Here is a 19,304-nt window from a genome sequence, read left to right on the forward strand (position 1 = left end):
TGCGCCGGCGACGTTCAAGGTCGATTGGCAAGGCAGCGCGCCGGTTCTAGGCAAGCCGGCCGATGAGGAGTGGCTGGTCGATTATCTTGGTGTGCGCCCGGCGGCCAAGAGTCTGGCGGAATTGACGGGGTTGGTGGTGAAGCTGGGGGGGTGACGGGAAAAGGCCGGGAGAACTGGATAGTCATCTACCCAGTTTCCTGTCTGGGCGCCTACAAGGCCAGGTAGAGGGCAAAAGGTACGAAAATCAGCGAGGCAATATTCCCGCCAACGACGATGGCCGAGACCAGCCCCGGATCCTGTTTGTACTGTTCGGCAAAAATGTAATTCATCACCGCTGGCGGCAACGCGGCATAAAGCAGGAGAACGCCTTGCATTGGCCTGTTCAGCGGTAATAGCGTGACCAGCGGCCAAGCGATCAGGAGGCCGGAAAGTGGGCACAGAATGGCTCCGATGATACCAATGCTCCAGCGTTCGACGCGGAAACTGGCGAAGCCGACGCCAAGCGTGAACAGGCCCAGTGGAATCGCGGCATCGCCCAGCATTTTGGTGCTCGTTGCCAGCCAGTCCGGCAAGGAAAGTCTGAATAGACTCATCAGCACGCCGATCAGCATTGCCCACAGCATCGGGCCTTTCAGAATTCCGCGCAGGCTGGCATGCGGGGCTGCGATACGAATTCCGACGGTAAAGTGAGCCAGGCTGAAGGTCATGAACAGGGCCACTGCCGCTGGCAGAATTTCCGGACCGAAGGCAAACAAAGTCAGCGGCAGACCCATATTGGCGACATTGGTGAATACCATCGGCGGAATAAAGGCATGCAGGTTGTAGCCAAGCACTCTGGCCGCTGCCCAGGCGATCAGCCCGGAACCGATCATCACTACGATGCCGCCGCCGATCAGCGGCAGGTAATCCAGGATATGGAAATCGCGTGACGCCATGGCTGTAAAAATAAGCATGGGAAAGAGCAGGTCGGTACTCAGACGGTTGATCCACATCATGTCCGGCCGACGAATTCGGCCATAGGCGTAACCTATGGCCGAAATGATCAGCACCGGGGTAATGATGCCGATGATACGCAGAACGAGTTCCATGCTTGGCGTTCAGCGAAAGCGGTTGATCATATCCCGGGTGTCCTGCGCGACGCGGCGCGCTGCTGCCGCGTAGTCTTCGTTCGAGTTTTTCTTGACTCCGGCGTAGAGGATGGCACGTGACGAATTGATCATCAGGCCGTTGCCAGGTTTATTTCCATTGGCCGTGCGTCCGGCATGCACAGTGGCTGCCACGTCGCCGCCCTGGGCGCCGATGCCGGGTACGAGCAGTGGCATGTCGCCGACGATCTCGCGTACACGGGCGATTTCGGCGGGGAAAGTGGCGCCGACAACGAGCGCGCACTGGCCGGCACTATTCCATTCGCTAGCCACTAGACGGGCGACACGCTCATAAAGTTTTTCAGGCTTGTCCGTTGTGCCGACATCGAGAAACTGCAAATCGCTGCCGCCGGGGTTGGAGGTGCGGCAGAGCAAAATGACGCCCTTGTCCGGGTAGGCCAGATAGGGATCAATCGAGTCGCGACCCATGTAGGGATTGACCGTGATGGCGTCGGCCTGGTAGCGCTCGAAGATTTCGGCGGCGTATTGCTCGGCAGTGCTGCCGATATCTCCGCGCTTGGCATCGAGAATGACTGGAATTCCCGGATGCTTTTCGTGGATGTGCGCGATCAGTGCTTCGAGCTGGTCTTCGGCACGATGAGCGGCAAAGTAGGCGATTTGCGGTTTGAAGCAGCAGACCAGGTCGGCGGTGGCGTCGGCGATGCTCTTGCAGAATTCGAAAATGGCGTCTGGTTGGCCCTTCAGATGTGTGGGGAATTTCGTCGGGTCGGGGTCAAGGCCAACGCAGAGCAGCGAGTTGTTGTTGGCCCAGGCGGCGTTGAGCGATTGAATGAAGGTCATAAGCGTTCCTGAGAGGGCCCGTGGGCAATGATTCATAGAATGGGCGGATTGGTTAAGCCTTAAAAACTCAGTTGTTCACCGCAAAGGCGCGAAGGACGCAGAGTGCCGCAAAGAAATCAACAGCTTAGATATTGTTGTTCTTGTCCATGGTGCTCACCCATATGGTGAATGGGGAAAACCATGCAACACCTTGTTCTCTTTGCGATCTTCGCGTCTTTGCGCCTTTGCGGTGAGGTTTCCAGGTTAAGTTCGTTGCAGGCGCTATTTTCGCACTGACCGGGTGTAAACGAACTCAGTCATAGCGGTTTTTACCGGAACAGCCATTCACTCGTGGAGATTCCCGATGGTCACGATTACAATTCCTCCAACATATGTCGGGAGGCGTCATGGGATTCAGAAAACAAATCAGGGGGTTGGGCATGGTGCCGGTTGCGGTCGCCATTGTTTTAGTGCTGGCTATTACAGCGTACTTTTTCGGGTTGCCGGGTGGTATGGGCGGAAGTGAGCCATCGGCCGAAGGCGTGGGTTTCGAAGTGGTCGATGGCGCGCACCGCGAACTGGATGGTTCGCCTGCGCTGGCCGTTTCCTTCAGTCTGCCACTTGACGCCAAGGGTGATTACGAGAAATTCTTGCAGGTGCTCGAAATGCCGCCCGATCCGAGGGTGAAACCGGCAAACGCGCAGAGCGACGACGACGAAAATACGGAAGAAGGTGACGAAGACACCAGCCAGAATTCTGCTTCGCGCCTTTCCACCGGCGTGAGCCGCGCCGCGGCGGATACCAGTCTCGATGGGGGCAAACCGGTTTCCGGCGCCTGGGTCGTTGGCGAGAACCCGCGTCTACTCTTCTTCCCGCACATCAAGCCGCAAACGCGTTACGTCGTGCGCGTGCAGGCTGGCTTGCCAGCGAAAAACGGCAATAAGCTTAACGCCGAAGAACGTTTCTCGATCCTGACCGCTGCCGTTTCGCCGGCCTTCTATTTTGCCAGTCGCGGCATGGTGCTACCGGCGATGCAGAACGGCGGCGTGCCGGTGACCACGGTCAATGTGCCGGAGGTCGACGTCCAGTTCCTCAAGGTCAAGCCCGAGCACCTGGCGAATTTCCTTGAAAAAGTCATCGCTGGCCCGGTGAAGCCGGCACAAACCTTCGCTGAAGAGAGCGAGGACTACTACGGCGATTCGGGTACGCGCCTCAAGGGTCTTGTCGGTGGTTGGGAACTCGACCAACTGAACAAGATGACTAGCAGCGCTTTCATTGGCCGCTTTGTCACCGAGCAGAAGGCCAACCGTCGCAGCGTGACCTTCCTTCCGGTCGAGAGTATCCCGGCCTTGCGCGAACCCGGCATTTATGTGGCTGTGATGTCGCAACCCAACCGTTTCCGTCACGAGTATCAGACCACCTATTTCTACGTCAGCGACCTCGGTCTGCATCTGCGGCAGTACGCCGGCAAGGGCGCCGACGCTTACGTCAGCTCGCTGACCGACGGCAAGGCCGTGTCCGGCGCCGAAGTGACCTGGCTCGACGCGCAGGGCAAGGTATTGGCGCGTGGTGAAAGCGACGGCGATGGTCGAGCGACCTTCGCCGAACGCCCGAAAAATGCCAAAGTGGTGATGGCGAAAAAGGGCGAGCAGATGTCGCTGATCGCCCTCAAGGAACCGGCGCTCGATCTGGCCGAGTTCGATATTTCTGGCATGCCCTACGTGCCGGTGCGTCTCTTTGCCTACAGTGGCCGTAACCTCTACCGACCGGGCGAGCGCTTCTACGTTTCCATCATGGCGCGCGATGCCGATGGACGCGCCGTTCCGCCGCAGCCGGTGCAGGCTGTTCTGCGCCGCCCCGACGGCAAGGCGCAATGGACGGCCACCTGGCCGGCCGACGAGAAATTCGCCGGCTACTACCGCCGTGCCATTGAGCTTCCGGCTGATGCCACTACCGGCTCATGGGGGCTGGAATTGCGCTCCGATCCGGCGGCCAAGGTCGCCGGAACAGTCATGCATTTTGGCGTTGAGGAATTCCTGCCCGAGCGCATGAAGCTCGATCTCAAATCGGACGACGTTCCGCTGAATGTCGAAAAGGGCTGGAACATCGACGTGACCGGCAGCTACCTCTACGGCGCGCCGGCCGCTGGCAATAGCCTGGTCGGCGTGGTAAATGGCGAGCGCAACAAGAATCCGCTCGCGCAAAAACTGCCGGGCTTTGTGTTTGGCGACGCCGACGAAGACGCGGTCAAGTCGCGTAAAGAACTGCCCGAAAACACGCTTGATGATGCAGGCAAAACCAGCATCGAGGTCGATCTTTCGCCAGTGGCCAAGCGCCGCTCACCATTTACCATGCGTGCCACGCTCAGCCTGCTCGAAAGTGGTGGCCGTCCGGTGGTGCGCAGCATTGAACGGGTGGTGTGGCCGGCACCGGTGCTGGTCGGAGTGCGTCCGATGTTTGTTGGTGCCTACGCGCGCGTAGGCGCGGCGGCAGAATTTGAAGTCGTGCGTGCCAATGCCTCGGCCAGTCTCAAGGGTGGTACAGCGCTGCCCGTGCGCCTTTTCCGCGAGAATCGCAACTACTACTGGCGCTTTGACGACCAGCGCGGCTGGCACTCCGGCTTCAGTGAAACCGACGAACTGGTCAACACCACGCAGGTCTCGATCCCGGCTGGTGGACGCGGCAAACTCGGGCTACCGGTCAAGTACGGCCGCTACCGCGTCGAAGTGTTCGACCCGGAAACAAAGCTAACCAGCCGCTACCGTTTCTACGCCGGCTGGTCGGCCAAGGACGATGAAACGCAAGGCGTGCGTCCGGATCGGGTGGCACTGAAGTTCGACAAGGCGTCCTACGTCGACGGCGATACCGCCAAACTCACCATCACCCCGCCGCATGCCGGCGAGGCACTGGTCACGGTTGAAGGTGATAAGGCGCTGTGGGTGCGCCGCGTTTCGGTCGGCGCGGAGGGAGCGACTATCGACATTCCGGTCGACAAGGAATGGAAGCGCCATGACCTTTACGTATCGGTGATGGTGCTACGCCCCGGTAATGCCGGAGAGCAAGTGACGCCGGCCCGCGCGCTGGGCCTGGTGCATCTGCCTCTGGATCGCAGCAACCGCAAGATGTCCGTGGCGATGGAAGCGCCGCAGAAGGTAACGCCGAACCAGCCGCTCAAGGTGAAAGTCAAGGTGCCCGACGCCAAGGGCAAAAAGGCAATGGTTACGTTGTCAGCGGTCGATGTTGGCATTCTCAACATCACCCGCTTTCCGAGCCCCGACCCGCACGGTTTCTTCTTTGCCAAACTGCGCTATGGCGCCGATGCCTACGACGTCTACGGTCGCTTGATCGAGAAGATGGACGGGCAGAAAGGCAAGCTCAAGTTCGGCGGTGACACGGCACCTAAACCGACCAAGAGCATGCCGAAGAAGGTGCGTCTGGTTGATCTCTTCAGTGGCCCGGTGCTGCTGGACGACAAGGGTGAGGCCGACGTCTCGCTCGATGTGCCTGACTTCAACGGCAGTCTGCGCCTGATGGCCGTCGTTGCCAGTGACGAACGCTACGGCATGCAGGAACAGGAAGTCACCGTCGCGGCGCCATTAGTTGTCGAACTGGCCACGCCGCGCTTCCTCTCGGTGGGTGACAGCGCCGTGTTGGCGATGGACGTGCAGAACCTCGCCGGTGCAGCGCAGGAGATCAAGATCACCGTTGCCAATGGTGACGGGTTGGTGATCAAAAACGGCGAGCAGAAACTCACGCTCAAGGACCAGCAGAAACGCATCTTGCGCATCCCGATCGAAGCCGGTTCGGCCATCGGCCTCACCGAGGTTCATGTGCGCATCGAAAGCACGCTGCTCAAGCTTGACCGCACCTTTCCGCTGCAAGTGCAGGCCCCGACACCACGGCAAACGGTGATGAAACGTCTGACCGTTGGGCCGGGCGAAACGCTGGAGGTGAAAGACGCCGAACTCGGCGGCTTCCTCAAGAAAACCGTTACCGCCACGCTCTCGGTGTCCGACAAGGCGCCGATCGACGTGCGAAGTGCCGTGCAAGGCTTGCTGACCTACCCCTACGGTTGTGGTGAGCAGACCACCAGCACCGCCTATCCGCATGTTTTCATCGACGAAGCGGCGGCGAAGCAGTTTGGCCTTAAGCCCTACACCCAGGCGCAACGTGCCGAAATGCTCGACAAGGCCATCGCACGCTTGGCCGGCATGCAGGCGCCGAACGGTGGTTTCAGCCTGTGGGGCAATCTCTCCGAGTACCAATACTGGCTCTCGGCCTACATCACCAACTTCCTGATCGATGCGCGCGAGCAAGGTTTCAACGTCCCGCCGGAAATGGAAAAGAAGGCCGTCGAGTTCCTGTTAAAGGGCTTGCAGGAAGGCGTTGCCGGCCTGCCGACCGGGCCGGTGGTGTACAACGAAAATTCGGTGTGGAACGACTACCGCTACGCTGGTTCCGGCCGTTTCGGCGTGCTCGCCTATGGCGCATACGTGCTGGCGCGGCAGGGCAAGGCGCCGCTGGCCACCTTGCGCCAGTTGCACGAGTCGCAAGGCGCCGCACATTCCGGGCTGGGCCTCGTCCATCTTGGCCTAGCGCTCAAACTGATGGGCGACGAAGGCCGCTCGAAAAGCGCCATCGAAGCGGGAATGAAGAAACAGCGCGCCGGCAACTACTGGTGGGGTGATTACGGCAGCAACCTGCGCGACTGGGCGTTGATGTACGTGCTGCTGGAGAAGCACCAGCTCAATTCGGAAGGCCGTGACAACCTGGTCAGCCAGGTGTCTAGCGAAATGGAAAAGAGCCGCTACTACAGCACGCAGGAAAAGCTCGCGCTCTTTCTGCTCGGCCGCAGCTTTGCGACACAGGCAACTGGCGACTGGGCGGCAGAACTGACTGTCGGCGGCAAACCGCAACCCATCGCTGGTAAGGGCACGCAGTTCCACCCGCTCGCTGCTGCTGATCTGATTAGCGGGGTGAAGATCAACAACACCCACAAGGAGCGCCTCTTCGTTGAACTTAACTACGTTGGCAATCCAGCGAAGATGCCCGCCGCGCGGCGCGATGCCTTCGACCTCAAGCGCGAGTGGTACACCGCCGACGGCCAGGCATTAGGCAGCCGTGCGCTGAAAGTTGGCGAAACCCTGATCGTGCGCGTGAACGTCAAGACCCAAGGCCGCCATGCCAACGCCATGGTCGTCGATTACGTCCCGGCCGGCGTTGAAATCGAGAACGCCAACATCGTTCAAGGCGAGCAGTCGTCGGTGCAGATCGCCAACCTCGATATGCGCCAGGCCATGCAGGACATCCGCATCAAGCACGTCGAGTTCCGCGAGGATCGCTTCGTCGTCGCGGCCAGGCTGGAAAACGAGATGAATTTCTTCTATCGAGTGCGTGTGGTTACGCCAGGGAAATTCATCGTGCCACCGACCTATGCGGACGATATGTACCAGCCGATGATTTACGGGTTGGCAGGTGGCGGTGAGTTGCTGGTGGTGGGGGATGTGAAGGATGAGGGAACGAAGAAATGAGTAAAGGCGTTCTACAAGGCCGACAACGGCGCGGTCGATAATGAAATCATCAGGGTGATACTGAAAACGTTCAGGGCGAAAAAAACTGAACCTTGTTCGGCTTCCGGATACCAGGCTTGGCGCGTGGTACTGGCCGCGTTGCTGACTCTTCTGCTCATCGCCGATCAGTTTTTCTCGCCGCCGCTTCCTGGCCGCTCTGCTCCGCATGCGCAGGTTGTTGTCGCCAGAGACGGCACGCCGCTGCGCGCCTTTCCCGACCGCGCTCACATCTGGCGCCATCCAGTCCGCATGGATGAGGTTTCGGCGCGCTATATTGAGGCGGTGGTCGGCTACGAGGATCGCTTTTTCTGGTGGCATCCCGGAGTTAATCCGCTGGCGCTGATACGTGCAGCGGGGCAGTGGGTGCAGCATGGGCACGTCGTTTCCGGCGGTTCAACACTGACCATGCAGGTGGCGCGCATTCTCGAGCCGACGCCACATACCTTGCCCGGCAAGCTGCGCCAGATTGCGCGAGCGCTACAGCTTGAACTACGCTTTTCAAAGCGCGAGATTCTGGAGTTGTATCTCACTTTTGCACCGATGGGCGGCGTGCTTGAAGGCGTCGAGGCGGCGAGTCGCGCCTACTTCGGCAAACCGGCGCAACGGTTGACAGAATCGGAGGCGGCCCTGCTAGCGGTGATGCCGCAATTGCCTTCGTTACTGCGGCCGGATCGCTATCCAGAACGGGCGCGTTTGGCGCGCGAAAAGGTGCTAGAACGTATGAAGCCGATCTGGGGCGCGGCCGCAGTGGCCGATGCGCGGCAGGAGCCAGTGATCGCGCAGACAGTACGCGAGCCGCTGCTGGCGCCGCTTTTCGCTGAACGCCTGCGCCGTCTCAAGCCCAGCGTAACGCGCATCGACACGACGCTTGATGCCAATGTGCAGACTACCGTCGAGCAATTGCTGGCCTCGCGGCTGGCGATTCTTCCGCCGCGCGTGTCGATGGCGGCGTTAGTGGTCGACAACGCCACACTGGAAGTGCGCGCCTACGCCGGGTCGGCCGATTTTTCCGATGACGAACGTTTCTCGCATGTCGATATGGTGCAGGCCGGACGCTCGCCCGGTTCAGCGATGAAACCCTTCCTCTACGGCCTGGCGCTGGACGAGGGGCTGATCCATTCGGAATCGCTGCTGGCCGACGTGCCGCAATCGTTTTCGGGGTACCAGCCCGGCAATTTCCAGGCAAATTTCAGCGGGCCGGTCGGCATGACCGAGGCCTTGCAGAAATCGCTGAATGTGCCGGCGGTTGAAGTGCTTGACCGTCTCGGGTCGCAGCGCTTCGTTTCGCTGCTGCGGCGCGGCGGGCTGAAACTGGAACTGCCGCGCGGCGGGACGCCGAACCTCTCGGTCATTCTCGGCGGCGTGGCGGTCAACCTCGAAGGGATGGTTGGCGCTTACACGGCGCTGGCGCGCAAAGGCGTTAGCGGCAAGCCACGCTACCTGCCCGGCGCAAAACTGGAAGAGGCGCGCATGGTGAGCGAGGGCGCGGCCTTCATCATTCGCGACGTGCTCGAATCCGGCGGACCGGTAACTCGGCAACTTGAAAACGGCGTTGGTGTGCGCCGCGGCATCGCGTGGAAAACTGGCACCAGCTTTGGCTTTCGCGATGCGTGGGCGGTCGGCGTGAGCGACCGCTTCACGGTCGGCGTGTGGGTCGGCCGGCCTGACGGCACGCCGAATCCCGGCTTCTTCGGCGCCAACATTGCCGCGCCACTGCTGGTCGATATTTTTTCGGCGGTTGATGACGCGCCGCCGCTGCCACGCAAACCGCCGTCAACGGTATCGCAGGCCAAGATCTGCTGGCCGCTGGGTTTGCGTACCGAGGCCACGCCGCCTGAACTTTGTCATCAGGAGCGTACCGCCTGGATACTCAACGACGTGGCTCCGTCGACGTTTCCGGATCGCCTGCGCGACGGTTCGCCGCGTTACACCGACTACCGAGATGCGGCAAGCGGCCAGCGCGTGCGGGCAAGTTGCGCGCCGAGTGCGATGTTGGCTGTGGAAATGGCGCGTTGGCCGGCCGCGCTGGAGCCGTGGCTCGACGCTGCGACTCGTCAGCGCGCCCTGCCACCGCCATTGGCGCCAGAGTGCGCGAAGACACAGGCGCCCGAAGCGGGATTGAAGATCGTCGGTATCAGCGATGGCGAAACCATTCGTCGCGCCGGATCTGGTCAGGGGCAAGTACCGGAACTGCGTCTCGAAGCGCGTGGTGGACAGGAGGATCTGATCTGGCTGGTGAATGGCCACCAGATCGGCCGTGTCACCGCGAATCGATCATTGACGCAGAAGTTTCCTGACGCCGGGCGCTACCAGATTACGGTAATGGACGACGCTGGCCGTTACGACCGGGTCGAGATCAGCGTGCGCTAAAATCCGCAAGCGGTCAGGCATTTGCTTTTCCCGGCGAATCCTTCAGCGTCACCGTCCGATTGAACACCGGCGCGCCGTCCTTCGAGTCGATGCGGTCGGCAACGAAATAGCCGTGGCGTTCGAACTGGAAGCGGTCTTCCGCCTTGGCTTGGCGCAGTGCCGGTTCGAGCCAGGCGGTGATGATTCTCACGCTGTCCGGGTTGATGTCGTCGAGGAAGTTGCGTTCCAGATCGGGGGCATCACCTTCACGTCGGCTGCCCGGGGCCGGGGTGGAAAACAGGCGGTCGTAGAGGCGCACTTCGGCGGCATAGCCTTCTGCAGCCGAAACCCAGTGCAGATTGCCCTTGACCTTGACGCTGTCTGCGCCAGGTGTGCCGCTCTTGGTGTCCGGCAGGTAGTTGCAATGCACGGCGATGACATTGCCGTCTTCATCCTTGTCGCAGCCGGTACATTTGACAACATAACCATGGCGTAGGCGAGCCATGTTGTCTGGAAAGAGGCGGCGGTAGCCCTTGCTCGGAACTTCCATGAAATCCTCGCGCTCGATCCACAATTCCCGGCCGAAGGGCATGACACGTGTGCCGAATTCGGGCTTGAACGGATGGTTGTGAACGATGCATTCTTCGCTCTGACCTTGCGGGTAGTTGTCGATGATCAGCCTGAGTGGGTCGAGTACGGCAAAGCGGCGTTCGGCGGATTCGTTCATGACCTCACGCATGCAGTCCTCGAACAGCACGTAGTCGATCAGCGAATCGGCTTTGGAAACGCCTATGCGTTCGGCAAAGAGGTGGAAGCCTTCCGGCGAGTAGCCGCGACGACGAGCGCCCACCAGCGTCGGCATGCGCGGGTCGTCCCAGCCGCTGACGTGCTTTTCTTCGACGAGTTGGATCAGCTTGCGCTTGGAGAGGATGACGTAGGTCAGGTTAAGACGCGAGAATTCGATCTGTTGTGGCACTGGGCGCTGCACCAGCCCGCCGTCGGCCAGGTGTTCGAGCAGCCAGTCGTAGAACGGGCGCTGATCCTCGAATTCCAGTGTGCAGATTGAGTGCGTGATGTTTTCCAGCGCGTCTTCGATCGGGTGCGCAAAGGTGTACATCGGGTAGACGCACCATTTGTCGCCGGTGTTGTGGTGCGTGGCGTGACGGATGCGGTAGATCGCCGGGTCGCGTAGGTTGATGTTGGGCGAGGCCATGTCGATCTTGGCACGCAGGATCAGCGTACCATCGGCGAACTCGCCGGCCTGCATGCGCTTGAAGAGATCCATGTTCTCTTCGACGCTGCGCTTGCGGTAAGGCGAATCCTTGCCTGCTTGCGTCAGCGTGCCACGATTGGCGCGCATTTCTTCGGCGCTCTGGCTGTCGACGTAAGCGTTGCCCGACGCAATCAAGTATTCAGCGCTGGCGATCATCCAGTCGAAATAGTCAGAGGCATAATAGAGGTTGTTTTCCTTGTCGTCCTGCCAGGCGAAACCGAGCCAATGCACGGCGTCGATGATCGAATCGACGTATTCCTTTTCTTCCTTCTCTGGATTGGTATCGTCAAAGCGTAGGTGGCAACGGCCGCCGTAGTCGCGAGCGAGGCCGAAGTTCAGACAGATCGACTTGGCGTGGCCAAAATGCAGGTAGCCATTCGGCTCCGGCGGAAAACGCGTGCGGATTTTGGCCTGATCGAGGTCGCTGGCCAGTTGTTGAGCCGCCAGGCCCGGCTGGCCGGACCAGCGGCGCTGGGCATGCTTGCCGGAGGCCAGGTCAGCGTCAATGATGTTGCGAATGAAATTGGTCGCCAAGGCGACTGTGGATGCATCTTTGGGGGCGTTGCTCACGGTGAAGTCCTTGATTCCAGAAGCTTGGTATTCTAACCGGCGGATGCAATAAAACCGCTAGCGAACCGACGAAAACCCGCCGACATTTATGCGCTTCCATTGCAACGTATTTGCTAAACTCTTCCACGACCTATTCCCTCAGTTCGGTTCTGAGCCTGTCAATTGAAAACCCCCAAGCTTAATTTACGTCGCTTGAGGTGTTCTTAAGGAACAACCATGCGAGATAACGAAGCCCATAGCAAGCCGATCGACGATCTGGTCCGCAGTTTTAATAGCCACCTCGAACACGGCCTGAGTCAGAACGAAGCGCGGGAACGCAGCGAAAAGTTCGGCGCCAATGAACTCTCCGAGAAGCCACGGCCGGGCATTTTGGCGCTGCTCTGGGATCAGTTCAATAATTATCTGGTGATCATTCTGATCATCGCCGCGCTGGTTTCGCTGTCACTCGAAGAGTACGTCGACTCGATCGCTATTCTGGTCATCGTCCTGCTCAACGCGGTCGTCGGGGTCGTCCAGGAGTCGAAGGCGGAGCAGGCTCTCGCGGCCCTGCAAAAGATGGCCGCACCGCTTGCGCAGGTTATCCGCGATAGTACGCAGATGACGATTCCAGGGCGTGAGATCGTCGCCGGCGACATCGTCTTGCTGGAAGCAGGAAACTACGTTCCCGCCGACCTGCGCCTGGTCGAAGCCGTCAATCTCAAGATCGAGGAAGCTTCGTTGACCGGCGAATCGGTACCGGTCGAGAAAAATGCCGCAACGGTGCTGGACCGCGAGATCCCGCTTGGCGACCGCAGCAACACCGCCTTCATGGGCACTCTAATCACCTACGGACGTGGCCGTGGATTGGTTACCGGGACGGGAATGAACACTCAGATCGGGCTGATCGCCGAGATGATCCAGTCCTTCGAGACTGAGGACACACCGTTGCAGAAGAAACTCGAACATCTGGGCAAGGTTCTCGGCACAGCATGCCTGGTCATCTGCGCGCTGGTGTTCATTTATGGCCTGTTCCGCGACACGCACCTGACACAGGCTCTGCATGGCGGCTTCCTCGATTACCTCAAGAGCGAAAAGAAGGACATCATCAATCTTTTCATGACCGCCGTGAGTCTGGCCATCGCCGCCGTTCCCGAAGGACTGCCAGCGATTGTGACCATCTGCCTGGCGCTTGGGATGCAGCGCATGATCAAGCACCATGCCCTGATCCGTAAGCTCCACGCCGTCGAAACGCTCGGCTGCGCCACGGTGGTCTGCTCCGACAAGACGGGCACCCTGACCCAGAACGAGATGACCGTTGTCGAGGCATGGACCAGCGGCAAGCGCTTGCACATCACCGGCGAGGGCTATAGCCCGGAGGGCGAGTTCCTGCAAGATGGAGAAGCCTTTGCGGTGCGCAACGATCCCGACGCTGCGCTCCTTCTGCACGGGGCGTTGTGCTGCAACGATGCGCAACTGGAGGAAAAGGCCGACGACGCTGGCAAGGGCTCGTGGCGGATCATCGGCGATCCGACCGAAGGCGCCCTGGTCGTCGCCGCCGCCAAGAGTGGGTATCGGAGCGACGAGTTGAGCCAGGCACTGCCCCGGATTCAGGAAATACCCTTTGATTCCGACAGAAAGCGGATGAGCACGATTCACCGGATTGACGGCGAAGAGGTTCGTGCCGTCTTTGCCGGCGTCGGTGCGCTGCCGCTCATCGTCTTCGTCAAAGGCGCACCCGACGCCATTCTTGAACTTTGCACGCAACAATTGGAATCCGGCAAGGCGGTTGGCCTGAGCGACGCGCAGCGCCGCGTGATACTCGAACAGAACCACGATATGGCGAGCTGCGCGTTGCGTGTACTGGCCGTGGCCTGTCGTCCCTTGCCGGAACTGCCGTCCACCATCAACCCGGAAAATCTCGAAAAGGATCTCGTCTTCGTCGGTCTGCTGGGAATGATCGATCCGCCGCGACCCGAGGTGGTCGAAGCCTTGCGGCGGGCGCGCGGCGCTGGCCTCAAGAGCATCATGGTGACCGGCGACTACAAGGATACGGCCGAAGCGATTGCCCGAGACATCGGCTTGCTGACCCCCGGTGGGCTAGTGCTCAGCGGCTCAGAAATCGAAAAGCTCAGCGATCAGGAACTGATGGACCGAGTCGATCATCTCGACGTGTGCTGCCGGGTCTCGCCGCGGCACAAGACGCGCATCGTCGACGCGCTGAAGTCGCGCGGCCACGTCGTGGCGATGACCGGCGACGGCGTCAACGATGCTCCGGCGCTCAAGCATGCGAACATCGGAATCGCCATGGGTATCACCGGCTCGGATGTAGCCAAGCAGACGGCGGACATGATCCTTACCGATGACAACTTCGCCAGCATCGTTGCCGCCATCGAGCAGGGGCGGATTATTTATTCCAATATCCGCAAGTTCGTCTACTTCCTACTTGCGTGCAATATCGGGGAAATCCTGATCATTTTTGGCTCGATGCTGATTGGCCTGCCGATTCCCTTGAAGCCGGTTCAGTTGTTGTGGCTCAATCTGGTCACTGACGGCGCTCCGGCCCTCGCTCTCGGGCTCGAGAAGGGCGACCCCGACATCATGACGCATCCGCCACGTTCGCCCAGCGAGCCGGTCATCAACCGAGAGATGGCGATCGGCATTGGGGTCGTCGGTCTGGTCGATGCGGCAGCCATTCTCTCGGTCTTCTACCTGGCGCTGCAGCGCTATCCCGATCAACTGGTCGCGGCCCAGACGATTGCCTTCGCCACCCTGTGCGGTTCTGAACTAATCCGAGCCTTTACCGCGCGCTCCGAGCGCCACAGCATCTTCGCCATCGGCTTTTTCTCCAATCGGGCGCTGGTGTGGGCGGTCGGCGTCTCTTTCATGCTGGTCCTGACGGTGATCTACGTCCCCTTTCTGCGGCCCTTCTTCGATACCATCCCCTTAACGGTTGGGGATTGGCTATTGATGGCGCCATTCTTCTTCGCCTCGCCGCTGGCCATGGAATTGCTCAAGGTCTGTTTTCGCAAACGTGCGGCCAGGTAAGCAATCAGCGAGCGGGACGCAGGAAGCGTCATCCGCACCATTTCCGCCCGAAGGGCCACCAAACGTGAAGGTACTTTTTACGAAAGTGGAATACCATGAATGCCATGAAAGCCGAATACGATCTCTCGAAGATGAAATCGCGCAAAAACCCCTATGCATCGAAGCTCAAGATGCCCATTACGATGCGTCTCTCCGAAGACGTGGTTGCGTATTTCAAGAACATGGCGGCTGATGCTGGGGTTCCCTACCAGAGCCTTATCAATCTTTACCTCCGTGACTGCGTTACGCAGCATCGGCAGGTACAGATTGCCTGGCCAGCAAAGTCCTAATTTTCCGTGCCAACGGGACGCTACGCCGGCAAGCCGGCTTTGCGCCCCTGAGCTTGACTGGAGCTTAAGACTAGGGAAAGCGAGGGAAAATGGCACGTGTTCTCATCCTCTTTTCATCGACCGATGGTCACACGATAAAGATCTGCAATCGATTGAAGCAGGTCATTGAAAAGAACGAAAATCAGGTCGTGGTGTGCCCCGTCGAAGATTTTCGCCAACAGGATTTACCCTCTTTCGACAAGATCATTCTCGGTGCCAGCGTTCGCTATGGAAAGCACCATAAGCGAGTTTACGATTTCATCAACAGCAATTTGCTGCTTCTGGCGAGCAAGCCAAACGCTTTCTTCTCGGTCAATATCGTCGCCCGCAAACCGGCAAAGAACACACCGGAAACCAATCCCTACCTGCTCAAGTTTTTTAAGGAAATTGCTTGGCAGCCCAATGAATTGGCGGTTTTTGCCGGCAAGCTCGATTACCCGAAATACGGTTTTTTTGACCGCCTGATGATCCGCTTGATCATGTTGATCACCCACGGGCCAACCGATCCCACGACGGTCGTTGAATTCACCGACTGGCAAAAAGTGGACGCTTTCGCGCGCCGGGTCAGCGCGCGCTAACCGACACGCAGCGGGCCTTTTCAACTCGGCGGACGGTCGAGCTCCTGATCGGACATTGATGCGGGGTCTTCCAGAGGTTCCACGTGGGTGGTGATATGGGTAAAAGGCAAGGCATGGCGGATCGCCGCTTCTATTCGTTCAGCCCAGTCGTGTGCGTATTGCACGGTCCAGTGTCCGGGGACCAGAACGTGCAGGGTCACGAAAGCGCGGCCACCCGCCTGACGTGTGCGCAGGGCGTGGAAATCCAGCCCCTGAGCGCGGTATCCGGCCAGCAGCAACTCGATTTTTTCGAGTTTGTCGATAGGCAAGGAGATGTCCATGAGGCCGGCGGCTGAACGGCTCATGAGTTGATAGCCGGTCCACACAATGTTTGCGGCAACGAGCAGGGCTACTACCGGGTCGAGCCAGAGCCAGCCAGTCAGCCAGACCAGGGCAACACCGGCAATGACGCCTGCCGAGGTCCAGACATCGGTGAGCAGGTGATGCGCGTCGGCCTCCAGAGTGATCGAATTATGCCTGTGGCCGGCTTTCATCAAGATTTGGGCAGTGGTGAAGTTGATTACCGAGGCGACCACGGAAACCGCCAGCCCGATCCATACGCCGTCAAGCGGCTGCGGGTTGGCCAGGCGGTTGATGGCAGTATAGGCAATACTGGCCGCCGCCAACAGGATCAGGAACCCTTCGAAGGCGCTGGAGAAATATTCGGCCTTGCCGTGTCCATGTGCGTGATCGTTGTCCGCGGGAAGCGCCGCCAGGGCCAACATCCACAGCGCCATCAAGGCCCCGGCGAGGTTAACAAAAGATTCAATGGCATCTGACAGTAGTCCGACCGATCCGGTCACCTGCCAGGCCACCCCCTTGAGCAGGATGGTGGCAACGGCCGCCGTAATGGATAGCCAGGCGTAGCGTGTCAGCAATGGGGGCGAAAGATTTGGGTTACTCATGTTGTTGGGGTATTAGCGTGTACTGCCAGCTGGGTTTCATATCGTTTCTCAGCCACGTTTGCCTTCTTTGCTTTTGGGCACCTGGTAGGCCTGATCGGGGCGGTTCGGGCTGTCGGGGTAGCGCAGCACTAACTGTTCCTCTTTGACCATGGGTGACAGGTGCTTGTTACGCAGGTAATGCCGGTCACGCTGAAGAAAGGTTGCAAGTTCGTCAGCTTGCAGTGCGGACCAGGCACAAAGCTTGAGAATCCCGCTGCGCAAGGCTTGTGAGGCCACTCGACCTTTCAAGCTTGCAACTAAGGTTGCAAGCTCGGGCGGCAAGCTTGCAACCTTGCTGCCGGCTAAGTGGTGATCTTGTTTACCGCTGTCAGCCTTCGTCGGTTTGGCAACTTCAACGCCATGCCCCTCAATGACGGGTAGCCGCAAAATTGTGGTAAACGTGCCGGCCTGCCGGTTCGAAATGAATTCCGGCGCCGGACAGCCGTGCTCTTCGCAAACGCGTCGTATCGTGCGGATGCCGCTACCCTTGGCTTCGGCAATCTCAACATCGCGGAATACCGACGCCAGGATGGGGTTACGTTGCGCCGGTCCGGTGCGACCAAGCTCGGAAACCGGTTTGAGAGAGTGGCCCGTATTGATGAATTCAATGCGGTCGCTGTAGCGCACAACGATGGTCGGCTGGTTGAACCGATAACTACGGTGAATAACCGCGTTGGCCAGGGCCTCACGGAAAGCCTTACGGGGTACCAAGGGCTCTTGCAGGCTTTGCATCGAATCCGGTGGCAGATAGAAGCCCTTCGGCAGATCGTCCTCGATGGCGGCGGCGATTTGGCGAAACGTAAGCAACGCGGCTTTGCGTACATCGATGGTTGCGGCGAAGCGACGCTCGGGATCGGCTACCCATTCGGTGCCAACGACGCGCACATACGAGACTTCGGCGGTTGGGAACAGTCGGCGCAGGGTCAAGGGTTTGCCAAAAAGCAGGACGCCGGCCACTGTTGGCCTTAATTCGCCTTTCACCCGCCGTACGGCGAGCAGGGCTTCGAGCAGTTCCTCGTCGGGGTAAGTAAGTTCTTCTGCCTGTGGATTGACCAGAGTTCGCAGGCGACGATATTCGGTAATGGCGGCAGGGTCGAGTTCGCTGAAGTCGCAGTCGTCCACCACCTTGGCATCAAAGCCTGGCTGAGGCTCATCAATCTGGCGGAGTGCCCACAAATCATCGTCGGTGCAGCGCTGGTCGGTCGAGCCGATGCGCCGGAACGCACCGCGTGGCAGACCGGTCGCCTTGAGGTAAATCGGCTTGTCGGCGCTCGCCACTTCCGGCATGCAGACCACCAATACCGTTTTTCCATCGACAGCATCGACGCGCATCTGTGGCCTTAGTGAGATATTCAACATCCCAGCGCATTGGGTAGCCAGATCGGCCTGGAGCTTGTCTGGATCGGGAATCCCAACTGCCTGGTAGCGGGTTTCACCTGCGCTGACGATGCGCTCAACACCAAGCAACAAATAACCGCCGCCCAAACCTGGTTCGTTGGCATAGGCGATGAGGGTTTCAAGTAGCGATTTGCCGGCTTCGCTCGCCCGTTTGGCCTCAATACCCGGTGATTCATCGACCGAGTTCAGTTCCCGCAGCAGCTCGGTGGCAGAACGCATCATGCCTCGGTTTCCTTCTCGGATTCTTGCCCCGTCAAACCATCGAGCGTCTCGACGAGTATGTCCATTTGTTGCCAGAACGCACGCGCATCAGTTTGCCACTGCTCCCACGCAGTTGAAAGGGTAGCGGGCACTGTGCCGTCGGCACTGGTTGTGGCGGTCTGTCGCTTTACATCGCAGATGCGCTTGAGCTTGAAAAAGAGCAGAGGAAAGATGTAGGTCTTGAAGTCAGCCATATCCACCGGGTGGGATTCGATCTGATTGAGGGTGATGGTTTGCCTATCGTTCATGGCGAGACTTCCGGTGCGATCAGTGTCACATCGGAAAAATAGGATGTGTAGCGTCGCGTGTCCCGGGTCAATAGCGGGAATCGCAGCACCGCAGCATGTGCTCCAATGAAGAAGTCGGCGAGCACATTATTTTTGGCGCCACCCTGTCGGCGGTAACGAACAAACGCCTTCCCGGCCAAGAACAGCGCCGGGCGCGGTAACTCGATCATTGCCAGCCCCAGATCCTCGATGGTTTTATCCAGCGCCTCGACGGTGGAGAAAATCAGTGATAGTTCGGCGTAGATGACCGGGTTGATCGCCAGCCGGTGAACTTTCGATTGGGCGCGCAATTGCCCAATCGACCAGTCCGCCCATTCCGGATCGTTCTCCAGAACGTCGACCAGCACGTTGGTGTCGACCAGTAACATCAGCCCTCACCGCGCAATAGCGCCATCAGGTCGTCAGTCCGCCATTTGACATCGGCCTTGCCACGGGCAGATTCGAAACGATCTGGCTTGCGACTCGGCCTCGCGCCTACCTTATGGATCACCACATCGCCTTCACGATTAACCGCAAAATCCACCAAACAGCCGGGCGCCAGATTCAGCACATCGCGAATCTGCTTGGGGATGGTGACCTGACCCTTGCTGGTGAGTGTCGTCGACATGGCATGACTCCTTTTGTATTACATCGAAATTAATTGTAATACCCGAGGCGTTGCCATGCAATTGCCACAGAAAGATTATCGAAATTGGCTTGGAGAGCCGGTTCCAGAAAA

13 protein-coding genes are annotated in these 19,304 nt (G+C 59.3%); 5 read left to right on the forward strand and 8 right to left on the reverse strand.

From position 1 onward, the window contains the following. Positions 1 to 209: 209 nt before the first annotated feature. The gene (locus Q1J43_RS08925) at positions 210 to 1,088 is read right to left on the reverse strand and encodes an AEC family transporter (RefSeq protein ID WP_301102133.1); all 879 of its coding nucleotides are present in this window, start codon (positions 1,086 to 1,088) and stop codon (positions 210 to 212) included. Positions 1,089 to 1,097: 9 nt separating this feature from the next. Continuing rightward, positions 1,098 to 1,946: an orotidine-5'-phosphate decarboxylase gene (gene pyrF / locus Q1J43_RS08930; protein WP_301102135.1), complete on the reverse strand. Its 849-nt coding sequence runs from the start codon at positions 1,944 to 1,946 to the stop codon at positions 1,098 to 1,100. A 386-nt stretch (positions 1,947 to 2,332) separates the two neighbouring features. On the opposite strand from pyrF, the gene Q1J43_RS08935 reads away from it, so the two are divergent. Further along, positions 2,333 to 7,456 (forward strand): alpha-2-macroglobulin, encoded by a 5,124-nt coding sequence (locus Q1J43_RS08935; RefSeq protein ID WP_301102136.1) that lies wholly within the window; start codon positions 2,333 to 2,335, stop codon positions 7,454 to 7,456. 123 nt (positions 7,457 to 7,579) lie between these two features. Next, the gene (gene pbpC, locus Q1J43_RS08940) at positions 7,580 to 9,865 is read left to right on the forward strand and encodes a penicillin-binding protein 1C (RefSeq protein WP_301102138.1); all 2,286 of its coding nucleotides are present in this window, start codon (positions 7,580 to 7,582) and stop codon (positions 9,863 to 9,865) included. 13 nt (positions 9,866 to 9,878) lie between these two features. On the opposite strand, the gene Q1J43_RS08945 is transcribed toward pbpC, so the two are convergent. Continuing rightward, complete coding sequence (locus Q1J43_RS08945) at positions 9,879 to 11,687, reverse strand: glutamine--tRNA ligase/YqeY domain fusion protein (protein ID WP_301102139.1); 1,809 nt, start codon at positions 11,685 to 11,687, stop codon at positions 9,879 to 9,881. A 216-nt stretch (positions 11,688 to 11,903) separates the two neighbouring features. On the opposite strand from Q1J43_RS08945, the gene Q1J43_RS08950 reads away from it, so the two are divergent. From Q1J43_RS08950 to hemG, 3 genes are all read left to right on the forward strand, one after another. Beyond that, entirely contained in the window at positions 11,904 to 14,711 is a 2,808-nt protein-coding gene (locus Q1J43_RS08950) for a cation-translocating P-type ATPase (RefSeq protein ID WP_301102140.1), read from the forward strand. A 95-nt stretch (positions 14,712 to 14,806) separates the two neighbouring features. Beyond that, complete coding sequence (locus Q1J43_RS08955; protein WP_301102141.1) at positions 14,807 to 15,040, forward strand: BrnA antitoxin family protein; 234 nt, start codon at positions 14,807 to 14,809, stop codon at positions 15,038 to 15,040. Positions 15,041 to 15,129: 89 nt separating this feature from the next. Then, on the forward strand, positions 15,130 to 15,657 hold the full coding sequence (hemG, locus tag Q1J43_RS08960; protein WP_301102142.1) for a menaquinone-dependent protoporphyrinogen IX dehydrogenase: 528 nt from the start codon (positions 15,130 to 15,132) through the stop codon (positions 15,655 to 15,657). Between the two features lie 20 nt (positions 15,658 to 15,677). Here hemG and Q1J43_RS08965 read toward each other — a convergent pair whose 3' ends face one another. The 5 genes from Q1J43_RS08965 to Q1J43_RS08985 are packed head-to-tail and all read right to left on the reverse strand — an operon-like array spanning position 15,678 to position 19,193. Beyond that, positions 15,678 to 16,601, reverse strand: coding sequence for a cation diffusion facilitator family transporter (locus Q1J43_RS08965; RefSeq protein WP_301102144.1), 924 nt, complete (start codon positions 16,599 to 16,601; stop codon positions 15,678 to 15,680). A gap of 48 nt (positions 16,602 to 16,649) precedes the next feature. Then, positions 16,650 to 18,260: an ATP-binding protein gene (locus Q1J43_RS08970; RefSeq protein ID WP_301102145.1), complete on the reverse strand. Its 1,611-nt coding sequence runs from the start codon at positions 18,258 to 18,260 to the stop codon at positions 16,650 to 16,652. Beyond that, complete coding sequence (locus Q1J43_RS08975; protein ID WP_301102147.1) at positions 18,257 to 18,547, reverse strand: hypothetical protein; 291 nt, start codon at positions 18,545 to 18,547, stop codon at positions 18,257 to 18,259. Before Q1J43_RS08975 ends, Q1J43_RS08970 begins: the two co-directional genes overlap by 4 nt. Further along, positions 18,544 to 18,954 (reverse strand): type II toxin-antitoxin system VapC family toxin, encoded by a 411-nt coding sequence (locus Q1J43_RS08980; protein WP_301102149.1) that lies wholly within the window; start codon positions 18,952 to 18,954, stop codon positions 18,544 to 18,546. Before Q1J43_RS08980 ends, Q1J43_RS08975 begins: the two co-directional genes overlap by 4 nt. Next, positions 18,954 to 19,193 carry an AbrB/MazE/SpoVT family DNA-binding domain-containing protein gene (locus Q1J43_RS08985; RefSeq protein ID WP_301102151.1) on the reverse strand — a complete coding sequence of 80 codons (240 nt, stop codon included), beginning with the start codon at positions 19,191 to 19,193 and terminating at the stop codon, positions 18,954 to 18,956. Before Q1J43_RS08985 ends, Q1J43_RS08980 begins: the two co-directional genes overlap by 1 nt. Positions 19,194 to 19,304 lie beyond the last annotated feature (111 nt).

The organism is Propionivibrio sp. (assembly GCF_029255185.1).
Lineage (GTDB): Bacteria > Pseudomonadota > Gammaproteobacteria > Burkholderiales > Rhodocyclaceae > Propionivibrio.

Excerpts from the sequence above, each read along its gene's own strand:
- Q1J43_RS08935 (WP_301102136.1), top strand. The coding sequence starts at position 2,333 with ATGGGATTCAGAAAACAAATCAGGGGGTTGGGCATGGTGCCGGTTGCG.
- Q1J43_RS08985 (WP_301102151.1), bottom strand. The coding sequence starts at position 19,193 with ATGTCGACGACACTCACCAGCAAGGGTCAGGTCACCATCCCCAAGCAG.
- hemG (WP_301102142.1), top strand. The coding sequence starts at position 15,130 with ATGGCACGTGTTCTCATCCTCTTTTCATCGACCGATGGTCACACGATA.
- pyrF (WP_301102135.1), bottom strand. The coding sequence starts at position 1,946 with ATGACCTTCATTCAATCGCTCAACGCCGCCTGGGCCAACAACAACTCG.
- Q1J43_RS08965 (WP_301102144.1), bottom strand. The coding sequence starts at position 16,601 with ATGAGTAACCCAAATCTTTCGCCCCCATTGCTGACACGCTACGCCTGG.
- Q1J43_RS08970 (WP_301102145.1), bottom strand. The coding sequence starts at position 18,260 with ATGATGCGTTCTGCCACCGAGCTGCTGCGGGAACTGAACTCGGTCGAT.
- Q1J43_RS08980 (WP_301102149.1), bottom strand. The coding sequence starts at position 18,954 with ATGTTACTGGTCGACACCAACGTGCTGGTCGACGTTCTGGAGAACGAT.
- Q1J43_RS08950 (WP_301102140.1), top strand. The coding sequence starts at position 11,904 with ATGCGAGATAACGAAGCCCATAGCAAGCCGATCGACGATCTGGTCCGC.
- Q1J43_RS08975 (WP_301102147.1), bottom strand. The coding sequence starts at position 18,547 with ATGAACGATAGGCAAACCATCACCCTCAATCAGATCGAATCCCACCCG.
- Q1J43_RS08955 (WP_301102141.1), top strand. The coding sequence starts at position 14,807 with ATGAATGCCATGAAAGCCGAATACGATCTCTCGAAGATGAAATCGCGC.
- Q1J43_RS08925 (WP_301102133.1), bottom strand. The coding sequence starts at position 1,088 with ATGGAACTCGTTCTGCGTATCATCGGCATCATTACCCCGGTGCTGATC.